Below are 23,951 nucleotides of genomic sequence, written 5' to 3'. Positions count from 1 at the left end.
AGGGCGCGTGAGGCGATTCTGGCTGGTCGGCCGCCGCTTCGTCACCTGGGCGGCCCCCGGTCAATCGGCGTGAGGAACGGCAACGGTTCTGGCGGCTGATCGCCGAGGGCTGTCGAGCGAGGACGCCGCTGTCGCGTGTGATGTGTCGATGCCGTTGGGGCCGCGGTGGTTCCGTGAGGGTGACGGCATGCCGTCGATCAGCCTGGACCCGCCGTCTGGCCGCTACCTGTCGTTCGCCGAGCGTGAGGAGACCGCCGTGCTGCGCGCCCAGGAGCGCGGAGTGCGGGAGATCGCCCGCCATCTGGGGCGGTCCCCGGCGACGATTTCGCGGGAGCTGCGGCGTAACGCGGCCACTCGTTGCGGCCGGTTGGACTACCGGGCCTCGGTCGCGCAGTGGCACGCCGACCGCCAAGCGCGTCGGCCGAAGGTGAGCAAGCTCGCCGCGAATGACCGGCTGCGGCAGTATGTGCAGGAGCGGCTGGCTGGCACGGTCCGCGCTCCGGACGGCAGCGGGGTTGAAGGACCGCAGGTCCGCTGGATCGGGCGTCGTCATGGGCGTCGTCAGGACCGGCGCTGGGCGACGTCATGGAGTCCGGAGCAGATCGCCAACCGGCTCCCGGTCGACTTCCCCGAGGACGAGACGATGCGGATCTCGCACGAGGGCATCTACCAGGCCCTATACATGCAGGGCCGCGGAGCGCTACGCCGTGAGCTGACGGCCTGTCTGCGCACCGGCCGTGCGCTGCGAGGGCCCCGGGCCAGGACCCGGGGACGCGGGAAGAAGTTCGTCACCGAACTTAAACAACCCTCCACGCTTCCAAGGGACTGACAGGTTGAGCCCGTGATCGGGGAGCGGATTGGGAGCAGCGGGATGCGCTGAACGGCGCTGAACTGCGTTCAACGGCGCTCAACTGCACTCAACGGCGTCCGCGTCCACCTGCGGCTTTACGCTTTTCCAGGTCAGACGCATTGCAGCGTCCCGGTTCACACCGGAGTGCTCAGCGGTTTTGCGCAGCAGTCGACAGCAATCTATGTCGCCTGGCAGGGGAGTATGCGCAGGTCAGGGCGGTAAGGAGCCGCTGGATGGCCTGGCCTTGCAAGTGGGAGTAGATTGGGTGCAGGTTGGCGAAGTGGTCACCGCGCCCGAAGGGCTCACCGACACCGGACAGGGACGACGGCTTTGACCTGCGGTGATGCGGTCGAGCGGTGCGGCGTGACCTCCCAGAGAAGACCGAAGTGGTCAGGTTTCGCTGCTCCCCGCCTGGCTGGTGCCGGCTGTCGGCCTGGGGCCTGCCAACGCCGATCACGAGGGCCATACCGCATCGACGTACGGCTCTGGGCGCCGTCGTGATGGCGTCGGTATGGATCCCGCGAGTTGAGACCCGAATCCCACCGGCAAACCTCTGAGCAGGGCTTCCTGCTCGGTGACCTCTTCGGCGGATCCGAAGGCGTATGCCATGCTGGCTTCCGAGTGTCAGGCGGGCGACGACCTCCGCTCACTGCTGATGGGCGGTCGGTGCGCCGAGGAGATTATGCCGGTCGGTCCACAGACATTGTCTGGATGGAGCTGCGTCCCGAACTCTGCCCGCCGGTGGCCCCGGAGCAACGCATCGCCGACCTATCTACCGCCATAGCGACCATCGCGAAGCTGCTGGAGCGCGGCGAGTCGGCCGACTCGGCAATCGCCGCGTTCAACGCCGGCACCGGCCACGCCTACACCGCCTACGACTTCCGCATCTACTGGAAGTCTCGTAACGTCGAGGACTTTGCGATCGAGGCCGCCCGATCCGCTTCGCCGAAGGTCGAGAACGTCACCCGCGACGAGCTGTTCGAGATCGTCCGCCGGATACAGCGCGCCGACGACGGCACCGACTACTACGTTCGCCTGCTGCACAGCCACGTCCTGCACCCACGAGTCAGCAGTCTGATCTTCTTTCCACCACCGGAGCTGGTCGATGCGTCCCCGGAGGACATCGTCGACGCCGCCTTGAGCTATCAACCCATCGCGCTGTGACAACGCCGCTTGCCGTCTCGATGGCTTGTCCTCGGCGAGCCGGCGTGCACTCATGCCGCCGGCCCATGGCCGCCGTCTTGGCCATCGGTCACGCTGAGGGACAAGACGCTCGTGCTGCACCTTGGAAAATGCGGCGAAGTAGAGCGTTAGGTGCCGGGGACGCTACGGCCGCCCCGCCGGGGATCGGGAAGCACGTGGGGAGCAGCCAGGTAAGTGGCTGCAGCGTCTTGCGCGGGGCGGGAGTGGTCAGCATGCGGTGTGACGAAAGACCGGGACCGCCCCTGAGCCGTTGGCCGTCGGGGTCGTCACGGGCCGCCCGCGCCCTCTCAGCGCCTGGCCTCCGCCGGATGTCGCACGACGGACGGGGACCCTGGCGATGCCTCCGGGTGGCATATGCTGCGCCGGCACGACGGGGAGGGTGACATGCGACGGTGGCGGGTACGGGTGGCGGTGGCCGCCCTGGCCGGGGTGACGGCGATGGCGGGGTGCGGGGCACCGGCCGGGCTGGACGGCGACCTGACCGACGACTGGCGGCCCGCCGCGGCGGCCGTGCAGTTCACCCCGAAGGTGGGCGACTGCCACGTGATTCCCGAACCGTCGAGTTACCTGACCAGCTACCAGCCGGTCGACTGCACGCGGCAGCACCTGCTGGAGACCTTTTACCTGGGCACCTTCACCGGCGCGGTAGCCGAACGGGAAACCCCGCCGCCGGTGGGCTCGGCGGTGCTGCGACCAGCGTTCGCCGAATGCGACGCGAAGGCGACCGCGTTCGTCGGTGGCGACTGGCGGGGCGCTCGCCTGACGGTGCAGGTCGCGCCCCCGTCCCCGGGCGGATGGCAGGGTGGCAGTCGCTGGTTCCGGTGCGACATCTTTGAGCTGGACACGGCCGACGGCGGCTCCGCGCAACGGCATCCGGACGACCACCCCGTGCAGCACACCGGCAGCCTGCGGGACGCACTGAAGGGCCCGTCACCGCTGGCCTTCGGGTGCCTGAACGAGGACCGGTACGGCGCCTTCGAGCAGACCGCCTGCGCCCGGCCGCACACGTTCGAGTACGTCGGCTCGTGGACGGCGCCCGACACCTCGTACGCGGACGCGAGCCGTGACGAGGACGGCGTGCACGCGAAGTGCCGGGCCCTCGTGGCCCGGTACGCGAAGGTCCCGGTCGACGGCGTGCTGCGCTACCGGACGGGCACCTCGTACCTGGTGCCGGCCGCGGAGGCGTGGGCGCGCGGTGACCGGGGGATCCGCTGCTTCTACTGGTCGGGGGGTCCGAAGGTGACCCACTCGATCAAGGGCGGTGGCACGAAGGCGCTGCCAGTCCGCTGAACGCGGTGCGCCGGCGGAGGCGGGCGGGGCAATCGGGTGAGCCGGGCCGGTCTGGCCGTCCACCATCGACCGGTGCCCCATCATCGCGCTCGGTCGCAGCGGCCTGCCGTCCGGCGTGGGGGTGTTTCGCGCTCGAATCCTCAGCACCGGCACCTGAGCCTGCACGGACCCCTTGCCGCAGATGCTTCTTTAGCTGAGGTCATAGCAGCGCGTCGGCCGTGTGGTCAGCCGGCTCGAACAGACGCCGGATTGCCTGCTGAAGGCCAAAAGTCTCGCTGGCCAACCTGAACACCTCGTCCTTGAGCCGCCGCCGAAACCCGCCAGAGGCAGGCGGAGTCCGGTCCTCGAACGAATGCTTGTTCAGGTCCTCGAGGACTTCGTAGAGACGCATGAGGGCCTGCCTGGTCTCGCCCACCACCACAAGAGCTTGCTCCTTGGTGACCACCTTTGCGTCGAGCTCCGACGCGAGAGCGCCCAGCTCGTCGGCCTGCAGCTCCGCACACTTCACCGCCCAGACGCAGTGGGCCGCACGCCATACTCCGGTCGCGGCCCGCCGGAATCCCAGAGCGTGTCGCGCATCTCCACAGCCAAGGACGATCGCAGCAGGTCAACGCTGACGGCGCTCCAGGTCATCGGGCAGCGTTGGTTGCCTGGGGGTCAAGGAGTTCCTGACGCCGACGACCGCCGCGTCGTGTTCGTTGGCCACCAGCACCCACCCGACCCTTGGGATATGCGGGATCCGATCCATCCTGACCGCCTACCACCACTTCGGATACCACCGCAGCACCTTTTCGGCGGGCTCTGGATCTTTCTGGACGCGCGCCCATTCCGGTCGGCGGAAGCCACGCGACCACTGAATGGCGAGCAGACCTGCGCCCGTGAGCAACCAGACTCCCAAGTCCCATCTGAACCACAGCCCGACGCCCGCCGTGAGGTAGAGCAGCCAGCCGACGACCGCCGACAGTCTCCGGAGGCGAGGGTGGGTCATGAAACAACCTTAGGGCCGGCTCGCCAACCATGCTGTGTCCTGGCAGCCGAACCCGCCGCTTTGCTGGACGTGGTGCGTGGGATGCACTGCCGGTCAGGCGGCGTCCTCGGCGTCGTCCGGGGCGCCCACGCCATCCGGCGCGGCTTGCGGGGGACGATGACGCGACCGTCGGGTATCCGACGCGGCCGGGGACTCGGGGTAGAGGACCGGCGCCTCGGCTGACAATGTGTGCCGATGGGTTTCATGGACAGGCTGCTCCGGAGGACAAGCCGGCTGGACGAGGCGAGCGGGGAAGCCACGCAGCGGACGACGCCAGTCCAAGCCATATCGAGTCAGACGGGAGAGGGCGAGGGCCTACCGGATCGGTGGTATGCGCCGCAGGACGGCAGCCGTGATCGGTTCGTCGGTGCGGACGGCCTGCCGACGCTGCGTCTGATCCCCTACCGGGACATGGGCGGCGAGTACGTCCTGCGGCTCTGCGAGGACGATACCGGCCTACTCGTCGGACCGACGGATCGCCGACTGCCTCGCGCTGGCATCTACATTTCCCAGCTACGCGGTGAAGCTCACCACCAGGCCGAGTGCCGGGCGGGCAACTTCCACCCCGGCGACCCCGTAAGGCTCGTCCGCGAGCCGGAAAACCCCTACGACCCAAACGCGGTGGCGGTGTACGACGCCACAGGGCAGTACATGGCCGCGTATGTCAACAAGCAAAAGGCCCGGACGCTGGCGAGGCTGATCGACTCGGGCACCGAGGTAGAGGCAATCTCAATCCGCGGTACCCGCCCCGGCGTCGGGTGTGATCAGGTGGCCGTTCTAGCGGCGAGCCCCGATGTTTTGCGGCACTTGCTGAGCCAGCGTCCGGCGGGCGCGCCCCGGCCCGCGCACGAGCGGTGAACCTCCATCGGATGAGGTGCCAGGTGTCAATGACGGCGCAGCGGCATCCGGACTTGCCGAGCAGCCAAGCAAGCAGCCAAACCGGCGAGCAATAGCGAACGATCGCGGACCTGGACACCATGTTGAGCAGGAGGACCAGGCGGCGGACCAGCGCCTTGGAGCCGACTCGTAATGCGCAGGTCGAGTCAGCTGGCCTCCGGAGCCAGGCGGTAGCTGCTACAGATGCCGAGCAATAGAGCGGCCCTGATCTCGAACGACTCGTCGGTGCCGTCCAACTCCAGGTCGACCAACACCTGGTCGTCCGTGCCCGCGAAGTGCATCTCGACGCGCGGCTGCCCGTCTAGGACGAGCGTGAACCAGAGGTCGTTGTTGGCGTCGGAGTCCTCGACTCCCGCGGTGAGCCCGCTCTCGTCGAGCCGGCACCGCACAAGGTCAGCGATCGTCTCGACGAACGGCAGCAGATTCGCGCGCCAGATCCACCCATGCATCGTGCCGCGCGGCTCGGTCAGCATCCGTGCAGGCTAAATTTTCGGCGCGGAGCGGCGCAAGGAAGCAGCGAATAGGCAGCGAGACGACCACCAGCGGACGGCAGGAGACGACGCAAGGCAGCAGACGCCGCATGCTCCGAGGCGTAGGACGACACCGGATGTGATCCGACGACGTCCCGTACCCGCGTTCGGGATGAAGAGGTCAGCCAGAGAGCCACGTTCACCCCTCCGAGATCCGAAAGACGGGACCCGGACCTCGCGGGCGTGGCGCCGTTGGAAATCCGGGTCCGTTGGGTCGCAGTCCGCTTCGTGTCCGGGCTACAACATCACCTTCAGCCGAGCAGCCGGGCCTTCTGCTGCTCGAACTCCTGGGGAGACAGCAGTCCCTGATCCCGTAGCGCGGCGAGTTTTGCCAACTCGTCGGCGACCGACACTGGTGCGGCCGTTTGTGACGGCGCGTTGTGGCGGGCAGCGATTGCCTGCTCGATCACAGCGCGCAGCCGCTCGAACTCGGGCATCTGCTTCTTAGAGCCTGGTAAATAATGGTTTCAGGTGGGTTGGTGGCGGGCGAGGCGGCGGGTCATGACGATGATCATGGCCCATTGGACCATCGCGGCGTGGTGGTCGGGTAGCCGTTCGTAGTCGCGGACGGTGCGTCGGCACCGGTTGATCCAGGAGAACGTGCGCTCGACCGCCCACCTGCGGTGCAGGAGGACGAACGTGGTCTGCCCGGCGAGTTTCGCGACGATGCGTACGGTCAGGGTGAGGTGGGCGGTGGCCCAGTCGACGAGCCGGCCGGCGTAGCCGCTGTCGGCCCAGGTCACGCTGATGGTGGGGAAGCAGGCACGTAGCGCCCGTAGCAGGGGTCGGGCGGCGTCGCGGTCCTGCACCTGCGCGCCGGTGACCAGGACCGCCAGCAGCAGTCCGCAGGTGTCCACGGCGATGTGGCGTTTGCGGCCGTTGACCTTCTTCCCCGCGTCATAGCCACGCCCGCCCCGGCCGACGGTCTCCGCGCCCCGTACCGACTGGGAGTCGACCAGCGCGGCGGTCGGCTGCCGGTTGCGGCCCTCGACCTGTTCGCGGACCTGTTCCCGCAGGCTGTTGTGCATCCGGTTCAACGTTCCGTCGCGGGTCCAGGCCGTGAAGTAGTGGTAGACCAGCTTGTGGTGGGGGAAATCGGCGGGCAGCGCATCCCACTGGCAGCCGGTCCGGTCGAGGTAACGGATCGCGTCCACCACGTCCCGGCGGGGGTAGATGATCGGCCGGCCGCGTCCGGTCCCGGCCGGCACGTGCGGGGCCAGGACGGCCCATTCGGCATCCGTGGTGTCGGACGGGTAGTGCCGTGGCCGGGCGGTCGGCAGGTGATCGGCGAGGCTGGCCGGGGCGGTAGATGCGGCGACACCGGCGACAAGGTATACAGACAGGGTTGGGCCTTCGGTCGTGCTGGTTTAGTCGCCTTTGCTCGTACCGAAGGCCCTTCCCCATGTCACGCCGCCACGCCGGCCCGGCGGAATCATCGATCTCTTGCCCGGCCATCCAGCCGACCCAAACCCTTATTTACCAGGCTCTTAGTGAAGACCACGGAGTTCTCGTCTCGAGCCGCATCGGTTGTCTGCTTACCGAACGCCGACCGAGACCCGCCCTGCCCGGGGATCTCGAACTGAATGAATCCGTTGACCAGGCCGCCTGCAGGTTTCCACTGCACACTGCTGACCGAGCCGAGTGGTATCCGCTTCTCGCCCTTGCCCACTGAGGCGCGGGCGAGGAAGCCCTTGCGGGTGATGGTGATGTAGGTGCCGTCGAAGTGAACCTGCCCGGTGTGGCCGTTGGCGGTCACCGCGGCTGGCTGGGCGTGGGGTGCATATGTCACGGTCATGAGTGTTGCTTGAATTGTCCTACGTGACACCCGGGCGATCGGAGGACCACCCATCAACCGGGCAGAGGTATCGACACCGCGGCGGCGTCCGAGTGAGCAAGGCTTGCCCGATCAAGCTCGTCCAGCCGCTGGGTGCTCAGCCCTGTCGCAGGCGGTGGCCTCGTCGTAGGTGGTGCCTGTTTTGAGGCAGCCGTAGAGGATGCCGACGAGGCGGTTGCCGAGTTCCGATAGGCGGGAGGGCGTGTCGCACGTGGCGTCTACTCTGCTTGCCAGCGAGTGACGCCTGAGGCGAGGGGACGCGAAACCAGCTTGGCGACGTTGCGCGACACCGGCTCTTCTCGCATGGCATCTTGCAGGGCGTTCCGGAGCACCGCGTGCACGAGCTGGATCTAACGGGTACTCGGATAGCGCTCGCAGCAGCGGCCGACGGAACAGCACCGCCGGTCAACCGGACGGATCCTGTCGCGGCCGTTAGTGCAGCAGAGGTGGGGCAACGGGCACGCGTCAGCGGGGCGGCGAGGCCTGCTCCAGTGGGCCTCCGTGGGCTCGGATCGCGTCCGAGACGGCGACGCCGAGCAGGACGGCGGCAGCTGCTGCGGCGACCCCGAGTGGCGGCAGGCCGACCATCACCGGCGCTATGGCCGCGAGGACGAGGATCCCGATCGGCCGTGGCCGGGACACGCGGGCGAAGGCCACGTGCTCGAATACTGAGCGCCCGGCGAGGTAGAGCGCGGGCCCGCCGAGCATGGCGGCGACCCAGGCCGGTTTGGCGTGTCCGGATGGATCTATGAGGACGAGTTCGGAACCGGCTGAGGTGGCGACGATGCCGAGCGCCATGAGCAGGTGGGAGAGCTCGGCCGACCGACCGAGCCGGCCAGGATCGGCGGATGCCGCGATGGCCTCGCCCAAGATCTGGCCGGCTCGGTAGAAGTAGATCCGCCACAGCAACACCGTGGTGACGAACAACAGTACAAGGGCCAATGTTCGTTCAGCCACGATCGGACCGTGTAGAAAAGCCGTTCCGGCGGTCAGGATCGTCTCACCAAGCGCGACGATGATGAGCAGCCAGTAGCGTTCGGCCAGGTACTCGCCCGCGACGGCCCACGGGGACACCTGCGAGCGCCCCAGCCGCGGTACCGGCCAGCCGAGTGTGCCGCCCAGGTAGTCGATCGCCAAGGCCAGCAGCCACAGCAAATTGCGCGTCAGCTCTGGTGCGAAAGCTCCGGCGAGCCACGGTACGGCTGACGCGCCGAACCAGACGAGCGCCAGCATGTTGACGCGGCGCAGATCGTGGCCCCGCATGGTGAGTACGAAGAAGAGGGTGCGGCCCACCTGGATCGCGGCGTACGTGCTCGCGAAGAGCAGGCCGGTCTCACTGAGAGCCCCGGATATCGCGACCGCCAGTAACAGGCTCCCGAACATCGTCGCGAGGACAACGAACTGGATCGCCGGCTGAAACGGGTCGAATCTGCTGGTCATCCACGCCGTCTGGGTCCAGATCCACCAGATGGCCAGGAACAGCAGCAGAGTCTCGCCGTTTTCCGAAAGGGAAGTGGTCAACGTCTCGGCGACGCGGCCCCTGGTGTAGTCCAGCACCAACTCGTTCACGACCCGGGTGAGCGCGAAGACGTACACCAGATCGAAGAACAGTTCCAAGAAGATCGGCCGCTGCGGACTCTCACCCTTGCGCAGCAGGTTGGCCACTCTGTTCGTCGTCACCGGCCCGCCCGCTTCGTCGGCTTGTCACTGAAGCAGTCGTACCACGTCGCCGCGCCGCCCACGGATAAGACGCACCACCCGATGGCTGAAGGGCCTGACCGCCGGCGAGGGCTGCTGAGGCGCCCAGCGTCGTGCTCTCCCAACCAGGCAACGGCCAGCTGACCGACGTGCTATGCGCGTTCCGGTGGATAGGTGGCTTGTCAAGATCCGGAACATGCGCGGAATGATCAAGCGCCGTGCTGGCGGCCTGGCGGGCGGATGCCCTGGTGGAGTGATAGTCCGCCCAGCGGGCGCTACACCTTTCCTAAACCGTGTGCCGTCTGCCCGGGTTCCAGCGGTTCGTCGACGGCGTCTACCAACAGCGATGGGTTCGGTCTAGGGTCGGCGCATGACCGAGGCAAAGAAGCCGCGGTGGCCGCATGCGAGCGTCTTCGTGCTCGTCGACGAGCACGGCAAGGTAGTCGTTTCGTTTGACCGGTCGCCTGACTCTCAGAAGGAGAGCTTGGAGCTTCCGCACCAGGCCGACAGACTCGTCGCGTTGCACGCCGCCGTCATCAAGGCTGCACGAGCCCTCACGGGTGCCAAGAGCGATGAGGAAGCCGTGCCGAAGCTCCTGGAGTATGCAAAGGAAGAAGAGCGGAAGCGCCTCCAGCCTCCAACTGCTGTCCCAACACCGCCGTCAGGCACCTGGCGGGCCAGTCCTCAAAGGAACGTCGGACGCGAGTATCCGGTTGGGTCGGACAGTAGTCGTCGGGAAATCCCTAGCGGGCTCCCTGATAGCAAGCGTCGGCGGCATTGAGACCGTAGCCGGCCAACGAGCAGCCGACCAAGCAGGCAACCAACGACCACTGGCAGACGGCCGGGGGCGTGATCAGCAACAACCGTCTGTCGAGCACCAAGGCAACCAGCAGTCGGGAACCGACTCGTAATGCCCGGGCCGCAACCTGGGGGCTAGCGATGGACTGGCGTGATCATCGGGCACAGGCCGGGCACAACTGACGCCGACAAGGGCTGGCAACCGCTGTAAGGCAACGAGAGACCTCGCCCAGGTCAGGACGTCGATCGGCCCGATCTGAGCTGATCCACCGCCGGCCGGGGGGATTCAGGGTTCGAGTCCCCGGCGGCGCACCAGCAGTACATCTCAGGCCCGGATCGACAGGAGTTGGCGACCCCTTTCTGGCCCCTCGCAGGCACGGGACGCAGCGCGGGCCAGACAGCTGCTGTCCTCACGAGACGGTCAGCCCGATGCGCCCGCCGTTGGGGCGCTAACGATTTGCGCCCTCGTACACCCACCTCGGCAGGTTGAGCCACCAGCCTGCGGCGACTCGGGCGGGAGAGGGGATACCAGGGTGCGCGTGGACGAGTCGGAGCAGGGGGATGTTGCGTGTGATGCCGAGGCCGTAGATCAGTCCGTCCAACGCAGAGGCGCTCGTCCTGCTCCCGGTACTCCGCCAGACTCGGAGATGGTGTTCGATCGCAGTCGTCCAGTAGCGGTCGGGGCTGCTACCGCCGATGTGTCCGATCGTTGAGGCCGCCGCGAGGGTGACAACGGACGGCAGACCGGCCGCGATGGTCAATCTCTCGACTAGGGGGCGCTGCTCGCCGCTTCCCAGGATCCGGAGTGCTTCGAGCAGGGTGCGGGCTAGGTTGGTGCCGCCGGTCCCGACCTGGCTTTGGAGCTCAACTGCCAGGGCGGTCGCCAGCGGTGAACGGTACGGCGTGCCGAACAGGAGGATCGCCGCGTACAGCCGTACGTCGAAGACAGGACTGAACAACATCTCCCGGACCAAGGTCGGTAGCAGCGTGTCCGGAAAGCGGGGAGCCTCCCTGGCCATGCCGGCCACCGAGGTGTTGGCGATCCGCTCTGCCAAGGCCCACTGCGAGTCGGTCCCAAGCGGTGGGTGGTATGGCCCGCGGGCCGGGTAGGCTGCGTGGCGCAGCCGCAGGCGAGCGTCGGTTGGCAGATCCGCCGGGATCCGACGGAGCAGCTCGGTTGCGAGCCGGCGGGTGTCCTCGTAGTGAACGGGGTCGGCGGCGAAGTTGTTGACGATTGGTACCAGTCGTCGTACCTGGGACTCGGTGAAGTGCCCGTAGCGCAGCTTACGGACGCAGGCGAGGAGAGCGCCGTACTGGGAGCGGTCGTTGGTGGGATGGACGAGCTGTGCCATTACGTGTGCGGCAGCATCGGGGTGGGGGCTGCTGTCTAGTGCGCTGACCGTCTCGACGAACACTTGGTTGGTGCGGTCGGCCGCGAGGCTGGCGCAGGCCGCGACCGCGGGTTGCTGTCCGAGCGGATGGGCGAGCAGGCGGTTGAGCGCCTCGTAGCGCTGGGCCCAGGCCACGCCGTCGGCCACGATCATCTCGGCCAGGAGTCGCTCCGCCAAATGGGCCCACGTGGATCGGGGCAGAATCACCTGGCCGGCCCCGCCGAGCAGGGCCGTCAGCTCGTCCCATTGCACCCCGGTCACCACGTCGTCGGACTGCACGGCCTCCACCAGCTCTTCCATCCGGTCGACACTTTCCGGAACATCCCGGAACGGCTGCCTCTGTAGCAGGGGCGCGGCGCCGGAGACCGCGGCGGAGTAGCGGTAAACGGTGTCGATCAGCACGACGAGCCGATGCGCCGGCAACTGCAGGAGTTCCTCGTACCGCCGAACCGCCAGGTAGGGCACACGGACAGCAGCTGTTTCCCAGCGGGAGATCCGGTAGACGCTCGTCCGCTCAGGCCAGCAGCCGCCATGGAAGTCGGCGGCGAATTCCGACTCGCGCTGCCAACGCTCGTCGCCGCTGTAAAGGCGGTTGACCCGGAGCAGCCAGCCGACCCGGTGCTGCTGCTCCGACCATCCGGCGCGTGCCGGCGTCGGCCTCGGCGGGCGGTACGGCCGACCACGACGACCCCCGGAACCGCTCTGGGCATCCATTGGCCATTTATTGCACTCAGGGGCTAGTACTCCAGCCGGAGATCGTGATCACGGTTCGGTGAGGGCTTGTCGGGCGTAGTGGCTGGCTTTGGCTCGGGCTTGGTGGCGCCGTCGCCAGATCGACCACTTGAGCTGGTCAGCGTGGCGTCGGCTGGGTTCGATGACCAGGGCGTTGAACAGGCGATGGAGTTCGTTGACGGTCAGTGGGATCAGCCCGGACGGGCTCGGTTGGGTTCGGCGAGCGGTGGCGGTGGCAAGGAAGGCGTGGGCGAGGATCGCCAGGGTGGTCCATCGGTGCCAGGAGGTCCAGCGCCGGTTCTGGTGTTGGTCCAGGCCGAGGGCGGTCTTCGCGGTCTGGAACGACTCTTCAATCTTCCAGCGGCGGCCGGCCACGGACACCAGCGCGCCCAGTGGCGCGGGCTCGGGTGACCAGCAGCGGTAGAAGGCCAGCTCACCGGTGCGGCGGTGGCGGCGGATCAGCAGCCAGTGGTGGCCGGCGTGTGCGTCGGCGTGCGCGGGCAACGGCATCCAGGCCCAGTCGTAGTAGCGGTGCCCCTTGGCGCCGGCACCGGCCGAGACGCGCTGCCAGGCGGTACGGGTCAGGCCGGCGGCGAGGTGGTCGACCCGCCGGCTGCCGATGCCGGTGATCACCTGATGGGAGCAGGCCACCGCGAGGACGTAGCCGAGGCGGTGACCGCGTAGCGCGGCGGCCAGCCGCGGGTCACCGCCGTAGGCCTCATCGCCGGCCACCCATCGACACGGCAGGCCGGCGGCGACAGCCTCGTCGATCATCCGTGCCGCCAGCTGCGGCTTGGTGGCGAACCTGATCTCGTCGGGGACACCTGCCTCGCTCCTGCGTGACGGGTTCTCACACCACACCTTGGGTAGGTAGAGCGCCGCGTCGATCAGGGCGTGCCCGGCCTCGGTGGCGTAGACCAGATGCACCGCCAGCTGACAGTTCTCGATCTTCCCGGCGGTGCCCGAGTACTGGCGCTGCACCCCGACGGTGTGATGGCCCTTCTTCAGATCTCCTGTCTCGTCTACGACCAGAACCGCGTCGGGGTCACCCAGGTGCTCCGCGACGAACCCCCGCACGTCCGCGCGGACCTGCTCGTCGTCCCACTTCGCCCGGGCGAGCAGGTCCTGCATCCCGTCCGGCGAGGCGTCCCCGGCGTGCTCGGCGATTGTCCAACAGTTCTTCCGCGGCAGCGGCGCCAACAAGCCCCGCACGAAGTCCCGCACCCGCCGACGCGGCTCCGGCCTGCGGAAACGCGATCCCACGGTCAACATCAGGTCGTCGAACAACACACGCCACCGCTGGGCGTCTACCCTGTAAGCCGCAGCCACCGCCGCGTCATGGTCAGTCCACACAACCGTCCATGCTCGACGGTGGCTGCACCCACTCCAGCCCCGGGGGAACCTCGCCCCGACTCAGATCAACATCTCCGGCTGGAGTACTAGACGTGCAATCAGTCGTCCGCATCCGCCAGCTCATCCGATCATCGACGGTGACGAAAGCGTCCATACAACTTAGGCCCGATGGACTGGGCGCACCTAGGGAGGAAGGACGACTACGTCGGCATCAATGGCCTGAAAGAGGAGGAAGCATGGGAGTCAATGCGAAGCGTCGAATCGGTACGGCGCTCATCGGCCTGGGAGCCTTGGCCGGCAGTGTTCTCGCTGCCAGTCCGGCCCAGGCAGCACCGGACGGGTGGGTTTACGTCGTGATCGGCAACTGGAACTGCCCAAATGGGGGCACAATTACGCAGATCACGGGGGCGGTTTGGACAACTTGGACCTATCGCCAGATGTGGAGTGGCGGAGACGCTGGCGACAACATCATCTACCCGAAGGTGGAGCTCAAGGTCTCGAATACCTTCGACGGACGCGCCTTCTGCGCCAAGGGAACAGCAAGCCAGTGGATCAACGTCTATCGAGACTTCACGCCTAGCTACACGAAGCAGACCATCTGGCTCTGATGGTGCCCTGGCCTGGTCGATGCCGATCGCGTCGACCAGGCCCCTTATGTTTCACGACATCAGCACATCAGGACGCCTGCGACAAACGGGCGCGCACGGACCCGGTTCAGAAGCCGCACTGTCGGCCCGACCGGCGCGACAGGATCCGGAACATGCCCCTCAACCAAAGTCGTAGGGATCCCGAGCAGCCAGTGCCTCAGCCTCCGACAGCCCAAGGCGGCTGGCGACCCGCCTCCGCATCCGGACTTGCGCGCGCGTTCGTGGCCGGAACTTCGGCTCCCGCGAACACCCGCACACCTCGAAACCCTCGTAGCGCAATCCCGCCCCGAGAACTGCCGCAACCGCGGCCCACCCAGAGTCGTTCCGGCGACGGGGCGCCGCGAAGTCGTGCCCAGCAAAGACCATCGGCTGTCGACACGACGTACATGGGTGCTCCGCACCGTCCCAGGCGTACTTGTGACTACGACGGCACGACACGCACACGTAGTGGACCTTGTAAGTGATCTCGGAGTACCGGCACACGTCCGCATGTTAGCGGCGTGCCGGGTGCGCGGCGGGAGAAGCTGACGACAGCAACGGCGACAGCAACCGAGGCGCATGAGGCCAGCCACAGGCGGGAGTTGCCAGTCGCGGCAGCCGAGGCGGCACGCCGTCAGTCATCGTTCGGCCTGTGCCTCTTAGAACTCCTATCAGAATGATCTAGGGGTCTTCTGTCCCTCATAGACGATCAACTACAGTGCTCGGTCGTGAGGCGAGGTGAGCAGCCGCCGTGGATCGTGTCGGACGGGCTGTGGCAGCGCGTCGAGCCGTTGCTGCCCCAGATCGAGCGACGACAGCGTTATCCCGGCCGTAGGCGGATCCCGGATCGGCAGGTGCTGTGCGGGATCCTGTTCGTGCTCTACACGGCGATCCCGTGGGAGTTTCTGCCTCAGGAACTCGGGTTCGGCTCAGGCATGACGTGCTGGCGGCGCCTGGCCGAGTGGCACGCCGCCGGCGTGTGGCAGCGTCTGCACGAGGTCCTGCTCGCCGAGTTGCACGCCGCCGGCAAGCTCGACTGGTCCAAGGCGGTGATCGACGCATCCCACGTACGGGCGCTCAAGGGTGGCCCAAAACCGGTCCGAGCCCGGTCGACCGCGCCAGGACCGGCTCGAAACACCATGTGATCACCGAAGGCGCGGGCATCCCGCTGGCCGTCAGCCTCACCGGCGGCAACCGGCACGACGTCACCCAACTACACACTCTCATCGAGGCCATCCCACCCGTGCGCGGCAGACGCGGACGGCCCCGCCGCCGACCCGACCGGCTCTACGCCGACCGCGGCTACGACTACGACACCCACCGCCGCGCCGTCCGGGCCAAGGGGATCACCCCACACATCGCCCGCCGCGGCACCGAACACGGCTCCGGCCTGGGCGTGCACCGGTGGGTCGTCGAACAAACCATCGCACTGCTGCACTGGTTCCGCCGGCTGCGCGTGCGGTGGGAAATCCGCGACGACATCCACGAAGCGTTCATGAGTCTGGCCTGCGCGATCATCTGCTACCGCAGACTCTTCAGATGATCATTCTGTTAGGAGTTCTAAGAGCCTGGCAAATAAGGGTTTCAGGCCATCGCTGGGCGTAACGAAGATCGACTACGGCGGTGGGGCCGGCGTGGTGGCGTGACATGAGGAAGGGCCTCCGGTACGAGCAAAGGCGACTAAGGACGCGTCTCATTTGGTGAGGCGGCGGTAGCAGATCAGGGTGCTGGCGATGGTGGCAAAGGCTTCGAAGTGATCGCCCTTGCGGTCATAGCGGCGAACGAGGCGCCGGTAGCGCATCAGCCAGGACATGCAGGCTTCAACGACCCAGCGGTGCCGGCCCAGACGCGTGGAGGACTCGATGCCCTTACGGGCGATGCGTACCTTGATCCCCCGTCGCCGGACCTCGCGGCGCAGCTCGCGGGCGTCGTACGCCTTGTCGGCGTGCAACTTGTCTGGCCGCCACCGGCGGCGCCCGTTGGGTGTGCGGATCGCCGGGACGCTGTCGAGCATGGGCAGCAGCAGTTGGCTGTCGTGGACGTTCGCGGCGGTGACCAGCACGGCCAGGGGCAGCCCCTTCCGGTCGCAGATGACGTGGAGTTTGCTGCCTGGTTTGCCGCGGTCGACCGGGTTTGGGCCAGTCAGATCGCCCCTTTTTCCGCCCGCACACTGATCGAGTCGACCACCGCCCTCGACCAGTCGATCCGCCGGTCGGCGCCGAGCCGGTCCAGGGTCGCCTCGTGCAGCCGGAGCCAGAACCCGGCCGCGGTCCACTCGGTGAACCTGCGGTGCGCGGTGGCCCTGGTGACACCGAACGACGCCTCAGGCAGCTTCCACCAGGAACAACCCGCCTGGGTCACGTACACGATCGCGGCCAGCACCGCCCGGTCATCCACCCGCCGGCGACCACCACCCTGCCGACGAACCGGCGCGGGCGGGATCAACGGCGCCGCTATCTCCCAGAGATCATCCGGCGCCCAGGTGCGGATCATGGCCTCGTCCACGGGAGCAAATCATGCCCCCAGGCCAACGACCATCCAAATGAGACGCGCCCTAAACCAGCACGACCGAAGGCCCAACCCTGTCTGTATACCTTGTCGCCGGTGTCGCCGCATCTACCGCCCCGGCCAGCCTCGCCGATCACCTGCCGACCGCCCGGCCACGGCACTACCCGTCCGACACCACGGATGCCGAATGGGCCGTCCTGGCCCCGCACGTGCCGGCCGGGACCGGACGCGGCCGGCCGATCATCTACCCCCGCCGGGACGTGGTGGACGCGATCCGTTACCTCGACCGGACCGGCTGCCAGTGGGATGCGCTGCCCGCCGATTTCCCCCACTACAAGCTGGTCTACCACTACTTCACGGCCTGGACCCGCGACGGAACGTTGAACCGGATGCACAACAGTCTGCGGGAACAGGTCCGCGAACAGGTCGAGGGCCGCAACCGGCAGCCGACTGCCGCACTGGTCGACTCCCAGTCGGTACGGGGCGCGGAGACCGTCGGCCGGGGCGGGCGTGGCTATGACGCGGGGAAGAAGGTCAACGGCCGCAAACGTCACATCGCCGTGGACACCTGCGGCCTGCTCCTCGCTGTCCTGGTCACCGCCGCCGGCGTGCAGGACCGCGACGGCGCCCGCCCGCTGCTGTGGGCGCTGCGCACCTGCTTCCCCGCCATCCGGCTGACCTGGGCCGACAGCGGCTACGCCGGCCGGCTCGTCGACTGGGCCACCGCCCACCTCGCCCTGACCGTACGCATCGTCGCGAAACTCGCCGGGCAGACCACGTTCGTCCTCCTGCACCGCAGGTGGGCGGTCGAGCGCACGTTCTCCTGGATCAACCGGTGCCGACGCACTGTCCGCGGCTACGAACGGCTACCCGACCACCACGCCGCGATGGTCCAATGGGCCATGATCATCGTCATGACCCGCCGCCTCGCTCGCCATCAACCCACCTGAAACCCTTATTTACCAGGCTCTTAGGAGCGAACGCGGATGATCGTCTTCCCGGTGATCCGCTCGGTCGGATTGAAGGCGGCGACGGCGTCGTCGAGGGTCGCGACGTTGCCGATGTTCGTCCGCAGCCGGCCATCCCTGATCCGCTGGACGATCTCACCCAGTTCGGCGCGATCGGACACGACGACGAAGTCGACCGCCAGGCCGTCCGCGGGCCGCGCCTCGGGCGGCCCGACGACGGACACCAGCGTTCCCCCGGCTCGAATCAGGCCTGCGGACCGCTTCCCGATGTCGCCGCCGATGACATCGAAAACCAGATCGACTCCGCCGACGTCTTCGAGGACGTCGTTCTCGAGGTCGACGAACTCCTGCGCGCCGAAGTCGAGCGCCTTCTGACGGTCGGCAGCGCGTCCGGTGCCGATGACGTAGGCGCCGAACTCACGCGCGAGCTGCGTCACCATCGAACCGACTGCGCCGGCCGCGCCGTGCACGAGGACGCTCTGCCCCGCCTGAAGGCGGCCGTGCTCGAACAGTCCCTGCCATGCGGTCAAACCCGAGATCGGCAGGCTCGCGCCCACCGTGAAGTCGACGTCGCCGGGCAGCGGCGCGAGGTTGCGTACCTCGACGGCCACATACTCCGCCAGGGTGCCGTCGCGATTCCAGTCCGTGAGGCCGAACACCCGCTGTCCCACGGACAGTCCCGTCGTGCCATAGCCGAAAGCGGTGACCACTCCGGCCAGCTCGTGCCCAGGGATCGACGGCGTCCGGTCACGGCCGAGGCGATCGGTCCAGGTCGAGGGCCACGCCATCTCAGTCGGGACGAATCCCGACGCATGAACCTGAACGACGACGTCGTTCAGCGCCGGTTCCGGCTCAGGCCGCTCCACCAGCCTCATCCCGGCCGTTCCCGCAGCCTTGTCCGTCACCACGATCGCTTTCATGGGAATTGTCTCCTCGGTCATTTGTCTCTTTGGTGGAAATGTTGCAGGGATGGAAAGCCCGTTTCGACATCTAATGCCAGGGGCCACAGGACGCAGCCGGCCGATCTGGACAGCGCCGGCCCGCCACGTGCATCGATGGGCGCGTGTCGCTCACGGACGAACGCGGATGATCGTCTTCCCAGTCGGACGCCCCGAAGCTAGTCGCGCTGGAACTGGTCTGTCAAGTCCACTCTTGAGGTCAAGCCGGCACTACAGTGGCGGCGACCTACCCCAGGCCACCTACCCTAACGACGGCACCCAGCCGGCCACTTCCGGACATCTTTTACGGACTCAATGGTCCATAAAAGGTAGAGCCCGCACGCCGGTGTCCCCGTCGGTTGGGTGACCGGCGACGAGGTCTACGTCGCCGACCCCGGCCTGCGCGCTGACCTGGAACGCCGCGGGATCGGCTATGTCCTGGCGGTCGGCTGCGACCGACGAATGCACGTCAACGCGGCCGCACCCTCATCCGCGTTGACGACCTCGCCGACCGGATTCCCCCCGCGAGTGGCAACTACACAGTTGAGGCCGGGAGCGAAAGGACCCCGTGACTACCTGTGGGCCTGGGTCACCACCGCCACCCACCCCGATGAGCACCGATGGCTGCTCATCCGCCGCAACACGGTCACCAAGCCAGCCGAAAGATCAAGTGACGTTGGAGTACTAATCCGATCCAGGGGCGACGGATGGAAGGAACTCACCGCCTCGACCGTCGCCCGTCCGTGTAACGCGGGTCGCTCGATCCAGTCCACGGCAGCACGTCCGCGGTCACCGCCGCTGTCACATGTCAGAATACTCCCAAACCTGGAGCAGAGCTGGCAGAACGGGCGAGCCGATGACGACGAGCAGAGCGGCCGAGCTGCTGCGGAAAGCCGGGGATCCACAGCGGGCTACGTTCCTGGAACTCTTCTTCGACCTGGTGTTTGTCCTCGCGCTCGCTCAGCTCTCGCGCGGCCTGGCCGAGGATCTCGGGTGGAGCGGTGCCTTCCGGACGCTGGTGCTGTTGGGGGCCATGTGGTGGGTCTGGTCCAGCACCGCGTGGCTAACCGACCGGACGGACCCGCAACAACCGGCAATCCAGGCACTGGTCATCGCGACCATGGTCGGCACCCTGGTGATGGCGGCCGCGGTGCCCGAGGCATTCGGCGACACGGGCCTGATCTTCGCGGGCGCCTACGTCGCCATCCAGCTCGGCCGCGGGCTCGTCCTCGTGGCCTTTCTGCGTGGCCACGAGCTGCAGCGCATCGGCGTGCGCGGGCTGTTCTGGTACGGCCTGTCGGCGCTGCCGTGGATCGCGGGGGCGCTCGTGCACGGTACGGCGCGTGGCGCGTTGTGGGCACTCGCGGTGGTCCTTGACCACACGGCAGGCAGAATCGGCTTCCCCACCCCGGGGGCGGGCCGTACGCCCGGCCAAGACCTTGTGATCTCGGGCGAGCACATTGCCGAGCGCCACCGGCAGCTCTTCATCATCGCGCTCGGCGAGCTGATCCTGGTTACCGGACTGGCGCTGAGCAGCAGCGGCTTCGCGCCTGATGAAACCGCAGCGTTCGCAGTGTCGATCGCGACCACCGTGCTGCTGTGGCGGATCTACATCTACCGCTCTGGGCAAGTCCTGGCGGAAGCGATTGCCGTGTCCGCCGACCCGATCCGCCTCGCCCGATCGACGTCATACGCCCACCTGACCATGGTGGCCGGCGTGGTCGCTGCAGCCGTCGGCGCCGAACTTGTCATCGCCCATCCACTCGGGCACACCCCACCGGCCTGGATCGCCGTCATCCTCGGCGGACCCGCGCTGTACCTGGCCGGGCGCGCCCGCTTCGAGCACGCGGTATTCGGCCGCGTGTCCCGGTCCCGACTGATCGGCGTCCTTGCCCTGGCCGCCCTGACACCGGCGATGCTCCCCCTGCCGCCAGTCGTGGTCGCCGCCGCTGCTGCCCTCGTCCTGACCGGGATCGCCATATCCGACGCAGCCCGCGCCCGCAGACGCCCGCCCGAGCCGCCGTCACCACCCGGCTAGCCGGACGTGTCACCCATGTCTTGAGACTGTTCTGTCACGCAGGTCCTGAGACCCGACACCGTGCATGCCGGCGAACTGTGAGGACTTTCAGTACGTTCCTCAAGGCGGCCCTTGACGGGCCGCACCCGCCGCCGCGGATCAGCTGCGGGTGATGCGTGTGACGTGCAGACGCACGTCACACGAGCGTTGACACACGCTGACCTCCGGCGCGCCGCTCACGACGCATCGCCGAGCAACTCCTGAGCAGCAGCTTGCGCGCGGCGAGGGCCAAATAGTCCAGGAAAACTCGCCCTATCGATGATCTCGCGGACATACCACCCGTTCAATCAAGCGGGCGGCGCATGCGTTCGTCCCTCACCATCACGCGAATGCGACATAACGCCGGATGGACTCCAAGGTCCCATTCTCCATGGACTATCTGGCGCGCCGCTGGATACACTTGACCGATGACCGACGACCAGGTGGTTGCGCCGACGAAGCAGCGGAGGATCAGTCAACGGGGCATCGCGACCCGAGAGCGGATCCTCGAGGCGGCGAACCGGCTGATGTTCGTGCGCGGAGTGAACGCGACGACCCTTGACGACGTTCGCGAGGCAAGCCAGACGAGCAAGTCTCAGCTTTACCACCACTTCGCCGACAAGCAGGAGCTCGTGCGCGCGTTGGTCAAATATCGAGGCGCGCTTGTGCTTCAGCGCGAGCGCGGAGGGCTCGAACGACTGAGATCGTTCTCAGGGCTGGTCCGGTGGCGTAACGCGCTGGTCCAGGCCAACTCGCTGAACAACGGCAGATACGGGTGCGGCCTCGGGTCGATGGCTGTCGAGCTGTCCGATCAAGATGAGCAGGCTCGATCGATGCTGTCGGAGACGTTTGCGGCATGGGGAAAGCTGATCAGTGATGGTCTGCACCGGATGCGGGACAGCGGTGCACTGCGTCAGGACGCCGACCCGGAGAAGTTGGCCACGGGGTTGATGGCAGCCTTGCAAGGCGGCTACTTGCTGGCGAACGCCGCGCACAACGTCGCACCCATGGAAGTTGCTCTGGACATGGCGCTGGAACACATCAAATCGTTCCTCTTGGAGCCGTCCGGCGAGCCGACCCGTTAATTGAGCCCTTTTCATCGTGATCAGGCTGGTCACGGCGTGTGCGAGCAGGGTTGACCACGCCGTCTTCGATGAGCGCTCCAGCACGCCCGACGAGCGTCGACTGGCCAGGCGCCGGCCGGGCCGGGGGCGCTGCGTCGGGGGAGGAACGCTTGCAGGCTCGGTATCCAGCGAGCTGGGCGCTGGCCGCTGTCGGGTGAAAGTCGACGTTTTCCGTGCGAGGGGTCTTGGCGCGACACGATGGCCGACAGTAGGTGCCGGTCGTCTTCACCGCGGTGAGAAAGCTGCCATCGAGTCGTTCCTCGCGTCGTTGGATCGCCTCGTACTGCGACTGCGGATCACTGAGCATCGATGTTCCTCATGTTGTCCGGATTTGAGTCCGCCCGAGTCGCGGGAGGCGACGACGATCGCCGCCCTGATGCGTCAACGACGGCATATCCTGGCCTTACCGGACTGATGAGTCCATCTCTGGGTTGGCGCTGAGCGAGTTCAGCTGGGGGGTGCCTTGGTCCTAGCCGCCTCTCAGTGTGCAGCTCAAAACACCCGGAGGTGATGGCTCACGAGGGCCGAGCGGTTCTGGCAACGAGCGATCAACTGGACTATCCAGTCCGCGAAGGCTAGCCTCCGGAGGTACTCGGTCACGGGGTGATACGCCCGGCCACAGCCCCCGCTCAGACTGCGGCTCGGCTGCTGCTGGATCCGCGTATCTGGACCGTCACTACCAGGATCTACAGGAAGGCGCGGCTGATGGAAACCGATCGGGATCGTGTCGTCGCATCCGCCCGAGCTGTCCTTTCGGCCAGTGAGCGCCGGCGCACGGACATGACCACCCGCGGCTTCACGTTCGTCGCCGATGAACCGCACAACGGCGCACTCGGCGAAGGCCCGACGCCGACGGAGTACCTGTTGATGGCGCTCGCGTCGTGCTCAGACGCTGCGGCAGTACGTCGACTATAAGTACGACACCGCCGGTGACATCACCGTCGAGATCGACTACCACGAACCCGAGCAGGAAGGCGCAGAGCGTTACCTGCAGCGCACGATCACGCTGAGCGAAGAACCTGACCCCGACGACTTGAAGGTGATGCATGACATTGCCGAGAAGTCCCCGGTGACCCTGCTGATTCAGTTCGCATGGAGCGTGAGGACCGAGTTCGTCGGGCCGCGCTGAAATCAGGCCGCTTGCTGCTCGGCGATCACGGCCGAGCAGCAAGCGCTTGTCGTTCCGCCCCAGGCGGCGACAGTGTTTCCGTCGACCGCGACAGCTTGAACGCGATGCGACGCCTTGCCTGCGGCGCAGGTCCTGGTCCTGGCGGATGGCCGGTGACTCGTGCCGGCAGCTCAGAACAGAGTCGGTGCGGTCGGCTCGGTGACGGTGGAGCGTCTGCCGAGCAGGGCGAAGTTGTCGGAGGTCGTGTCGTCGGGGATCGGCAGCCCGTGGCGCTGCAATGCCTGGTTCACCCGTGCCCGGACGAGGTCGCGGTAATGACGGGGCGTGCGCGAGCCGTGCGCGTAGAATTCGGCGTACGTGGAGAGCAGTTCGGGATGCTGGCGGCGCAGCCAGGCGAAGAACAGGTCTTTGACGCTGCGCATCAGGTACAGCGGTGTCGGGAGAATGTTGCCTGCCCCTGCGTCGGCCAGGGTGGCGATCAACTCGTCGATCTGCTCGGTGCTGTCTGTCAGTTCGGGCAGGATCGGCGCGACGAACACGGTGGGGGTGAGGCCGGCGTCGCGCATGGCTCGCAGTGTGATCGGCCGGGCCGCGGTGGACGGTGCGCCGGGTTCGAGCGAGCGTTGCAGTGCCTCGTCGAGGAAGGCGATGGACATGCCGAGCTCGACGTTGACGCGCTGAGCTGCGACAGCGAGCTGATCCAGGTCGCGGCCTGGCCGCGCTGATCCTGCTGGCCGGCGCGCTCGGCGACCGCTACGGCCGCAGGCGAATCTTCCTCGTGGGTATCGCCGGGTTCACCATCGCGTCGATCATGTGCGCGGTCGTCCCGACCATGAGCTCACTGATAGTCGCCCGCATCCTGCAGGGCATCGGCGGGCCTCGTCGCTCTCTCCGCAGCCGGCCACAGCTGGGGCCGCGCGATCAGTACTGAACCGAGGGGTCGCGTGCCCGCATTGCGGCACGTGAGCTAGCTATCCATGCTGGCCCGGCCAGCGCGTC

At 67.3% G+C, this 23,951-nt stretch carries 23 protein-coding genes and 2 pseudogenes; 13 read left to right on the top strand and 12 right to left on the bottom strand.

The window, feature by feature from the left end; genetic code table 11:
* Window positions 1–15: 15 nt before the first annotated feature.
* From GA0070613_RS30775 to GA0070613_RS30765, 3 genes and pseudogenes are all read left to right on the top strand, one after another.
* Window positions 16–793 (top strand): annotated as a pseudogene (locus tag GA0070613_RS30775) (transposase); the annotation flags it as partial.
* A gap of 768 nt (window positions 794–1,561) precedes the next feature.
* Window positions 1,562–2,014 (top strand): hypothetical protein, encoded by a 453-nt coding sequence (locus GA0070613_RS30770; protein ID WP_172875931.1) that lies wholly within the window; start codon window positions 1,562–1,564, stop codon window positions 2,012–2,014.
* 423 nt (window positions 2,015–2,437) lie between these two features.
* The gene (locus GA0070613_RS30765) at window positions 2,438–3,343 is read left to right on the top strand and encodes a septum formation family protein (RefSeq protein ID WP_089016298.1); all 906 of its coding nucleotides are present in this window, start codon (window positions 2,438–2,440) and stop codon (window positions 3,341–3,343) included.
* Between the two features lie 199 nt (window positions 3,344–3,542).
* Here the strand turns inward: GA0070613_RS30765 and GA0070613_RS30760 are convergent, their stop codons facing one another.
* Window positions 3,543–3,851: a hypothetical protein gene (locus GA0070613_RS30760; RefSeq protein WP_089015478.1), complete on the bottom strand. Its 309-nt coding sequence runs from the start codon at window positions 3,849–3,851 to the stop codon at window positions 3,543–3,545.
* Window positions 3,852–4,565: 714 nt separating this feature from the next.
* Between GA0070613_RS30760 and GA0070613_RS30755 the strand changes: the two genes are divergently transcribed.
* Window positions 4,566–5,228, top strand: coding sequence for an HIRAN domain-containing protein (locus tag GA0070613_RS30755; RefSeq protein ID WP_089015477.1), 663 nt, complete (start codon window positions 4,566–4,568; stop codon window positions 5,226–5,228).
* A gap of 185 nt (window positions 5,229–5,413) precedes the next feature.
* Here GA0070613_RS30755 and GA0070613_RS30750 read toward each other — a convergent pair whose 3' ends face one another.
* The 5 genes from GA0070613_RS30750 to GA0070613_RS30725 form a co-directional block, all read right to left on the bottom strand.
* A complete protein-coding gene (locus GA0070613_RS30750; protein WP_089015476.1) occupies window positions 5,414–5,740 on the bottom strand; it encodes a hypothetical protein in 327 nt (108 codons plus the stop codon).
* A gap of 308 nt (window positions 5,741–6,048) precedes the next feature.
* On the bottom strand, window positions 6,049–6,234 hold the full coding sequence (locus tag GA0070613_RS30745; protein ID WP_089015475.1) for an SHOCT domain-containing protein: 186 nt from the start codon (window positions 6,232–6,234) through the stop codon (window positions 6,049–6,051).
* Window positions 6,235–6,264: 30 nt separating this feature from the next.
* On the bottom strand, window positions 6,265–7,077 hold the full coding sequence (locus GA0070613_RS30740) for an IS5 family transposase (RefSeq protein WP_089015443.1): 813 nt from the start codon (window positions 7,075–7,077) through the stop codon (window positions 6,265–6,267).
* A 152-nt stretch (window positions 7,078–7,229) separates the two neighbouring features.
* The gene (locus GA0070613_RS30735) at window positions 7,230–7,592 is read right to left on the bottom strand and encodes a DUF4429 domain-containing protein (protein WP_089015474.1); all 363 of its coding nucleotides are present in this window, start codon (window positions 7,590–7,592) and stop codon (window positions 7,230–7,232) included.
* Window positions 7,593–8,096: 504 nt separating this feature from the next.
* Window positions 8,097–9,296 (bottom strand): low temperature requirement protein A, encoded by a 1,200-nt coding sequence (locus GA0070613_RS30725; RefSeq protein WP_157746597.1) that lies wholly within the window; start codon window positions 9,294–9,296, stop codon window positions 8,097–8,099.
* Window positions 9,297–9,699: 403 nt separating this feature from the next.
* On the opposite strand from GA0070613_RS30725, the gene GA0070613_RS32540 reads away from it, so the two are divergent.
* Complete coding sequence (locus GA0070613_RS32540) at window positions 9,700–10,110, top strand: hypothetical protein (RefSeq protein ID WP_157746596.1); 411 nt, start codon at window positions 9,700–9,702, stop codon at window positions 10,108–10,110.
* Between the two features lie 466 nt (window positions 10,111–10,576).
* On the opposite strand, the gene GA0070613_RS30720 is transcribed toward GA0070613_RS32540, so the two are convergent.
* Together GA0070613_RS30720 and GA0070613_RS30715 are read right to left on the bottom strand one after the other, a co-directional pair.
* Window positions 10,577–12,232 (bottom strand): XRE family transcriptional regulator, encoded by a 1,656-nt coding sequence (locus GA0070613_RS30720; RefSeq protein ID WP_157746595.1) that lies wholly within the window; start codon window positions 12,230–12,232, stop codon window positions 10,577–10,579.
* 48 nt (window positions 12,233–12,280) lie between these two features.
* Window positions 12,281–13,522, bottom strand: a complete 1,242-nt coding sequence (locus GA0070613_RS30715) for an IS701 family transposase (RefSeq protein WP_157746638.1) — start codon at window positions 13,520–13,522, stop codon at window positions 12,281–12,283.
* Between the two features lie 317 nt (window positions 13,523–13,839).
* On the opposite strand from GA0070613_RS30715, the gene GA0070613_RS32535 reads away from it, so the two are divergent.
* Both GA0070613_RS32535 and GA0070613_RS30705 read left to right on the top strand, forming a co-directional pair.
* Window positions 13,840–14,211 (top strand): hypothetical protein, encoded by a 372-nt coding sequence (locus tag GA0070613_RS32535; RefSeq protein WP_157746594.1) that lies wholly within the window; start codon window positions 13,840–13,842, stop codon window positions 14,209–14,211.
* A gap of 773 nt (window positions 14,212–14,984) precedes the next feature.
* Window positions 14,985–15,772 (top strand): IS5 family transposase gene (locus tag GA0070613_RS30705; RefSeq protein ID WP_197699092.1). Its coding sequence is split into 2 segments (ribosomal slippage): window positions 14,985–15,318 and window positions 15,318–15,772, totalling 789 coding nucleotides; the frame shifts between segments, so codons are not numbered across the junction.
* A 150-nt stretch (window positions 15,773–15,922) separates the two neighbouring features.
* On the opposite strand, the gene GA0070613_RS30700 is transcribed toward GA0070613_RS30705, so the two are convergent.
* A protein-coding gene (locus GA0070613_RS30700) for an IS5 family transposase (RefSeq protein WP_172876011.1) occupies window positions 15,923–16,722 on the bottom strand; the annotation gives its coding sequence in 2 pieces (ribosomal slippage) (window positions 15,923–16,377 and window positions 16,377–16,722; 801 coding nt in all).
* An 89-nt stretch (window positions 16,723–16,811) separates the two neighbouring features.
* Between GA0070613_RS30700 and GA0070613_RS30695 the strand changes: the two genes are divergently transcribed.
* Window positions 16,812–17,687: an IS5 family transposase gene (locus GA0070613_RS30695; RefSeq protein ID WP_197699148.1), complete on the top strand. Its 876-nt coding sequence runs from the start codon at window positions 16,812–16,814 to the stop codon at window positions 17,685–17,687.
* 20 nt (window positions 17,688–17,707) lie between these two features.
* On the opposite strand, the gene GA0070613_RS30690 is transcribed toward GA0070613_RS30695, so the two are convergent.
* A complete protein-coding gene (locus GA0070613_RS30690) occupies window positions 17,708–18,625 on the bottom strand; it encodes an NADP-dependent oxidoreductase (RefSeq protein ID WP_089015469.1) in 918 nt (305 codons plus the stop codon).
* 360 nt (window positions 18,626–18,985) lie between these two features.
* Between GA0070613_RS30690 and GA0070613_RS34630 the strand changes: the two are divergent.
* The 3 genes and pseudogenes from GA0070613_RS34630 to GA0070613_RS30675 form a co-directional block, all read left to right on the top strand.
* Window positions 18,986–19,294, top strand: a pseudogene (locus tag GA0070613_RS34630) (IS701 family transposase); the annotation flags it as partial.
* Window positions 19,295–19,499: 205 nt separating this feature from the next.
* On the top strand, window positions 19,500–20,681 hold the full coding sequence (locus GA0070613_RS30680; protein ID WP_089015468.1) for a low temperature requirement protein A: 1,182 nt from the start codon (window positions 19,500–19,502) through the stop codon (window positions 20,679–20,681).
* Between the two features lie 446 nt (window positions 20,682–21,127).
* A complete protein-coding gene (locus GA0070613_RS30675) occupies window positions 21,128–21,784 on the top strand; it encodes a TetR/AcrR family transcriptional regulator (RefSeq protein ID WP_089015467.1) in 657 nt (218 codons plus the stop codon).
* Here GA0070613_RS30675 and GA0070613_RS34575 read toward each other — a convergent pair.
* Window positions 21,741–22,130 carry an Ada metal-binding domain-containing protein gene (locus GA0070613_RS34575; protein WP_089015466.1) on the bottom strand — a complete coding sequence of 130 codons (390 nt, stop codon included), beginning with the start codon at window positions 22,128–22,130 and terminating at the stop codon, window positions 21,741–21,743. The genes GA0070613_RS30675 and GA0070613_RS34575 overlap by 44 nt on opposite strands.
* 398 nt (window positions 22,131–22,528) lie before the next feature.
* Between GA0070613_RS34575 and GA0070613_RS33895 the strand changes: the two genes are divergently transcribed.
* A complete protein-coding gene (locus GA0070613_RS33895; RefSeq protein ID WP_231929588.1) occupies window positions 22,529–22,738 on the top strand; it encodes an OsmC family protein in 210 nt (69 codons plus the stop codon).
* Between the two features lie 384 nt (window positions 22,739–23,122).
* Here the strand turns inward: GA0070613_RS33895 and GA0070613_RS30660 are convergent, their stop codons facing one another.
* Window positions 23,123–23,608: an SPL family radical SAM protein gene (locus tag GA0070613_RS30660; RefSeq protein WP_089015465.1), complete on the bottom strand. Its 486-nt coding sequence runs from the start codon at window positions 23,606–23,608 to the stop codon at window positions 23,123–23,125.
* A 26-nt stretch (window positions 23,609–23,634) separates the two neighbouring features.
* On the opposite strand from GA0070613_RS30660, the gene GA0070613_RS30655 reads away from it, so the two are divergent.
* Window positions 23,635–23,883 (top strand): MFS transporter, encoded by a 249-nt coding sequence (locus GA0070613_RS30655; protein ID WP_089015464.1) that lies wholly within the window; start codon window positions 23,635–23,637, stop codon window positions 23,881–23,883.
* Window positions 23,884–23,951: the final 68 nt, after the last annotated feature.

Origin of the sequence: Micromonospora inositola (assembly GCF_900090285.1) — a bacterium.
Classification (GTDB): domain Bacteria; phylum Actinomycetota; class Actinomycetes; order Mycobacteriales; family Micromonosporaceae; genus Micromonospora; species Micromonospora inositola.
Note: the sequence above shows the minus strand (reverse complement) of the source record. Positions and strands in the feature narration are given on the sequence as shown.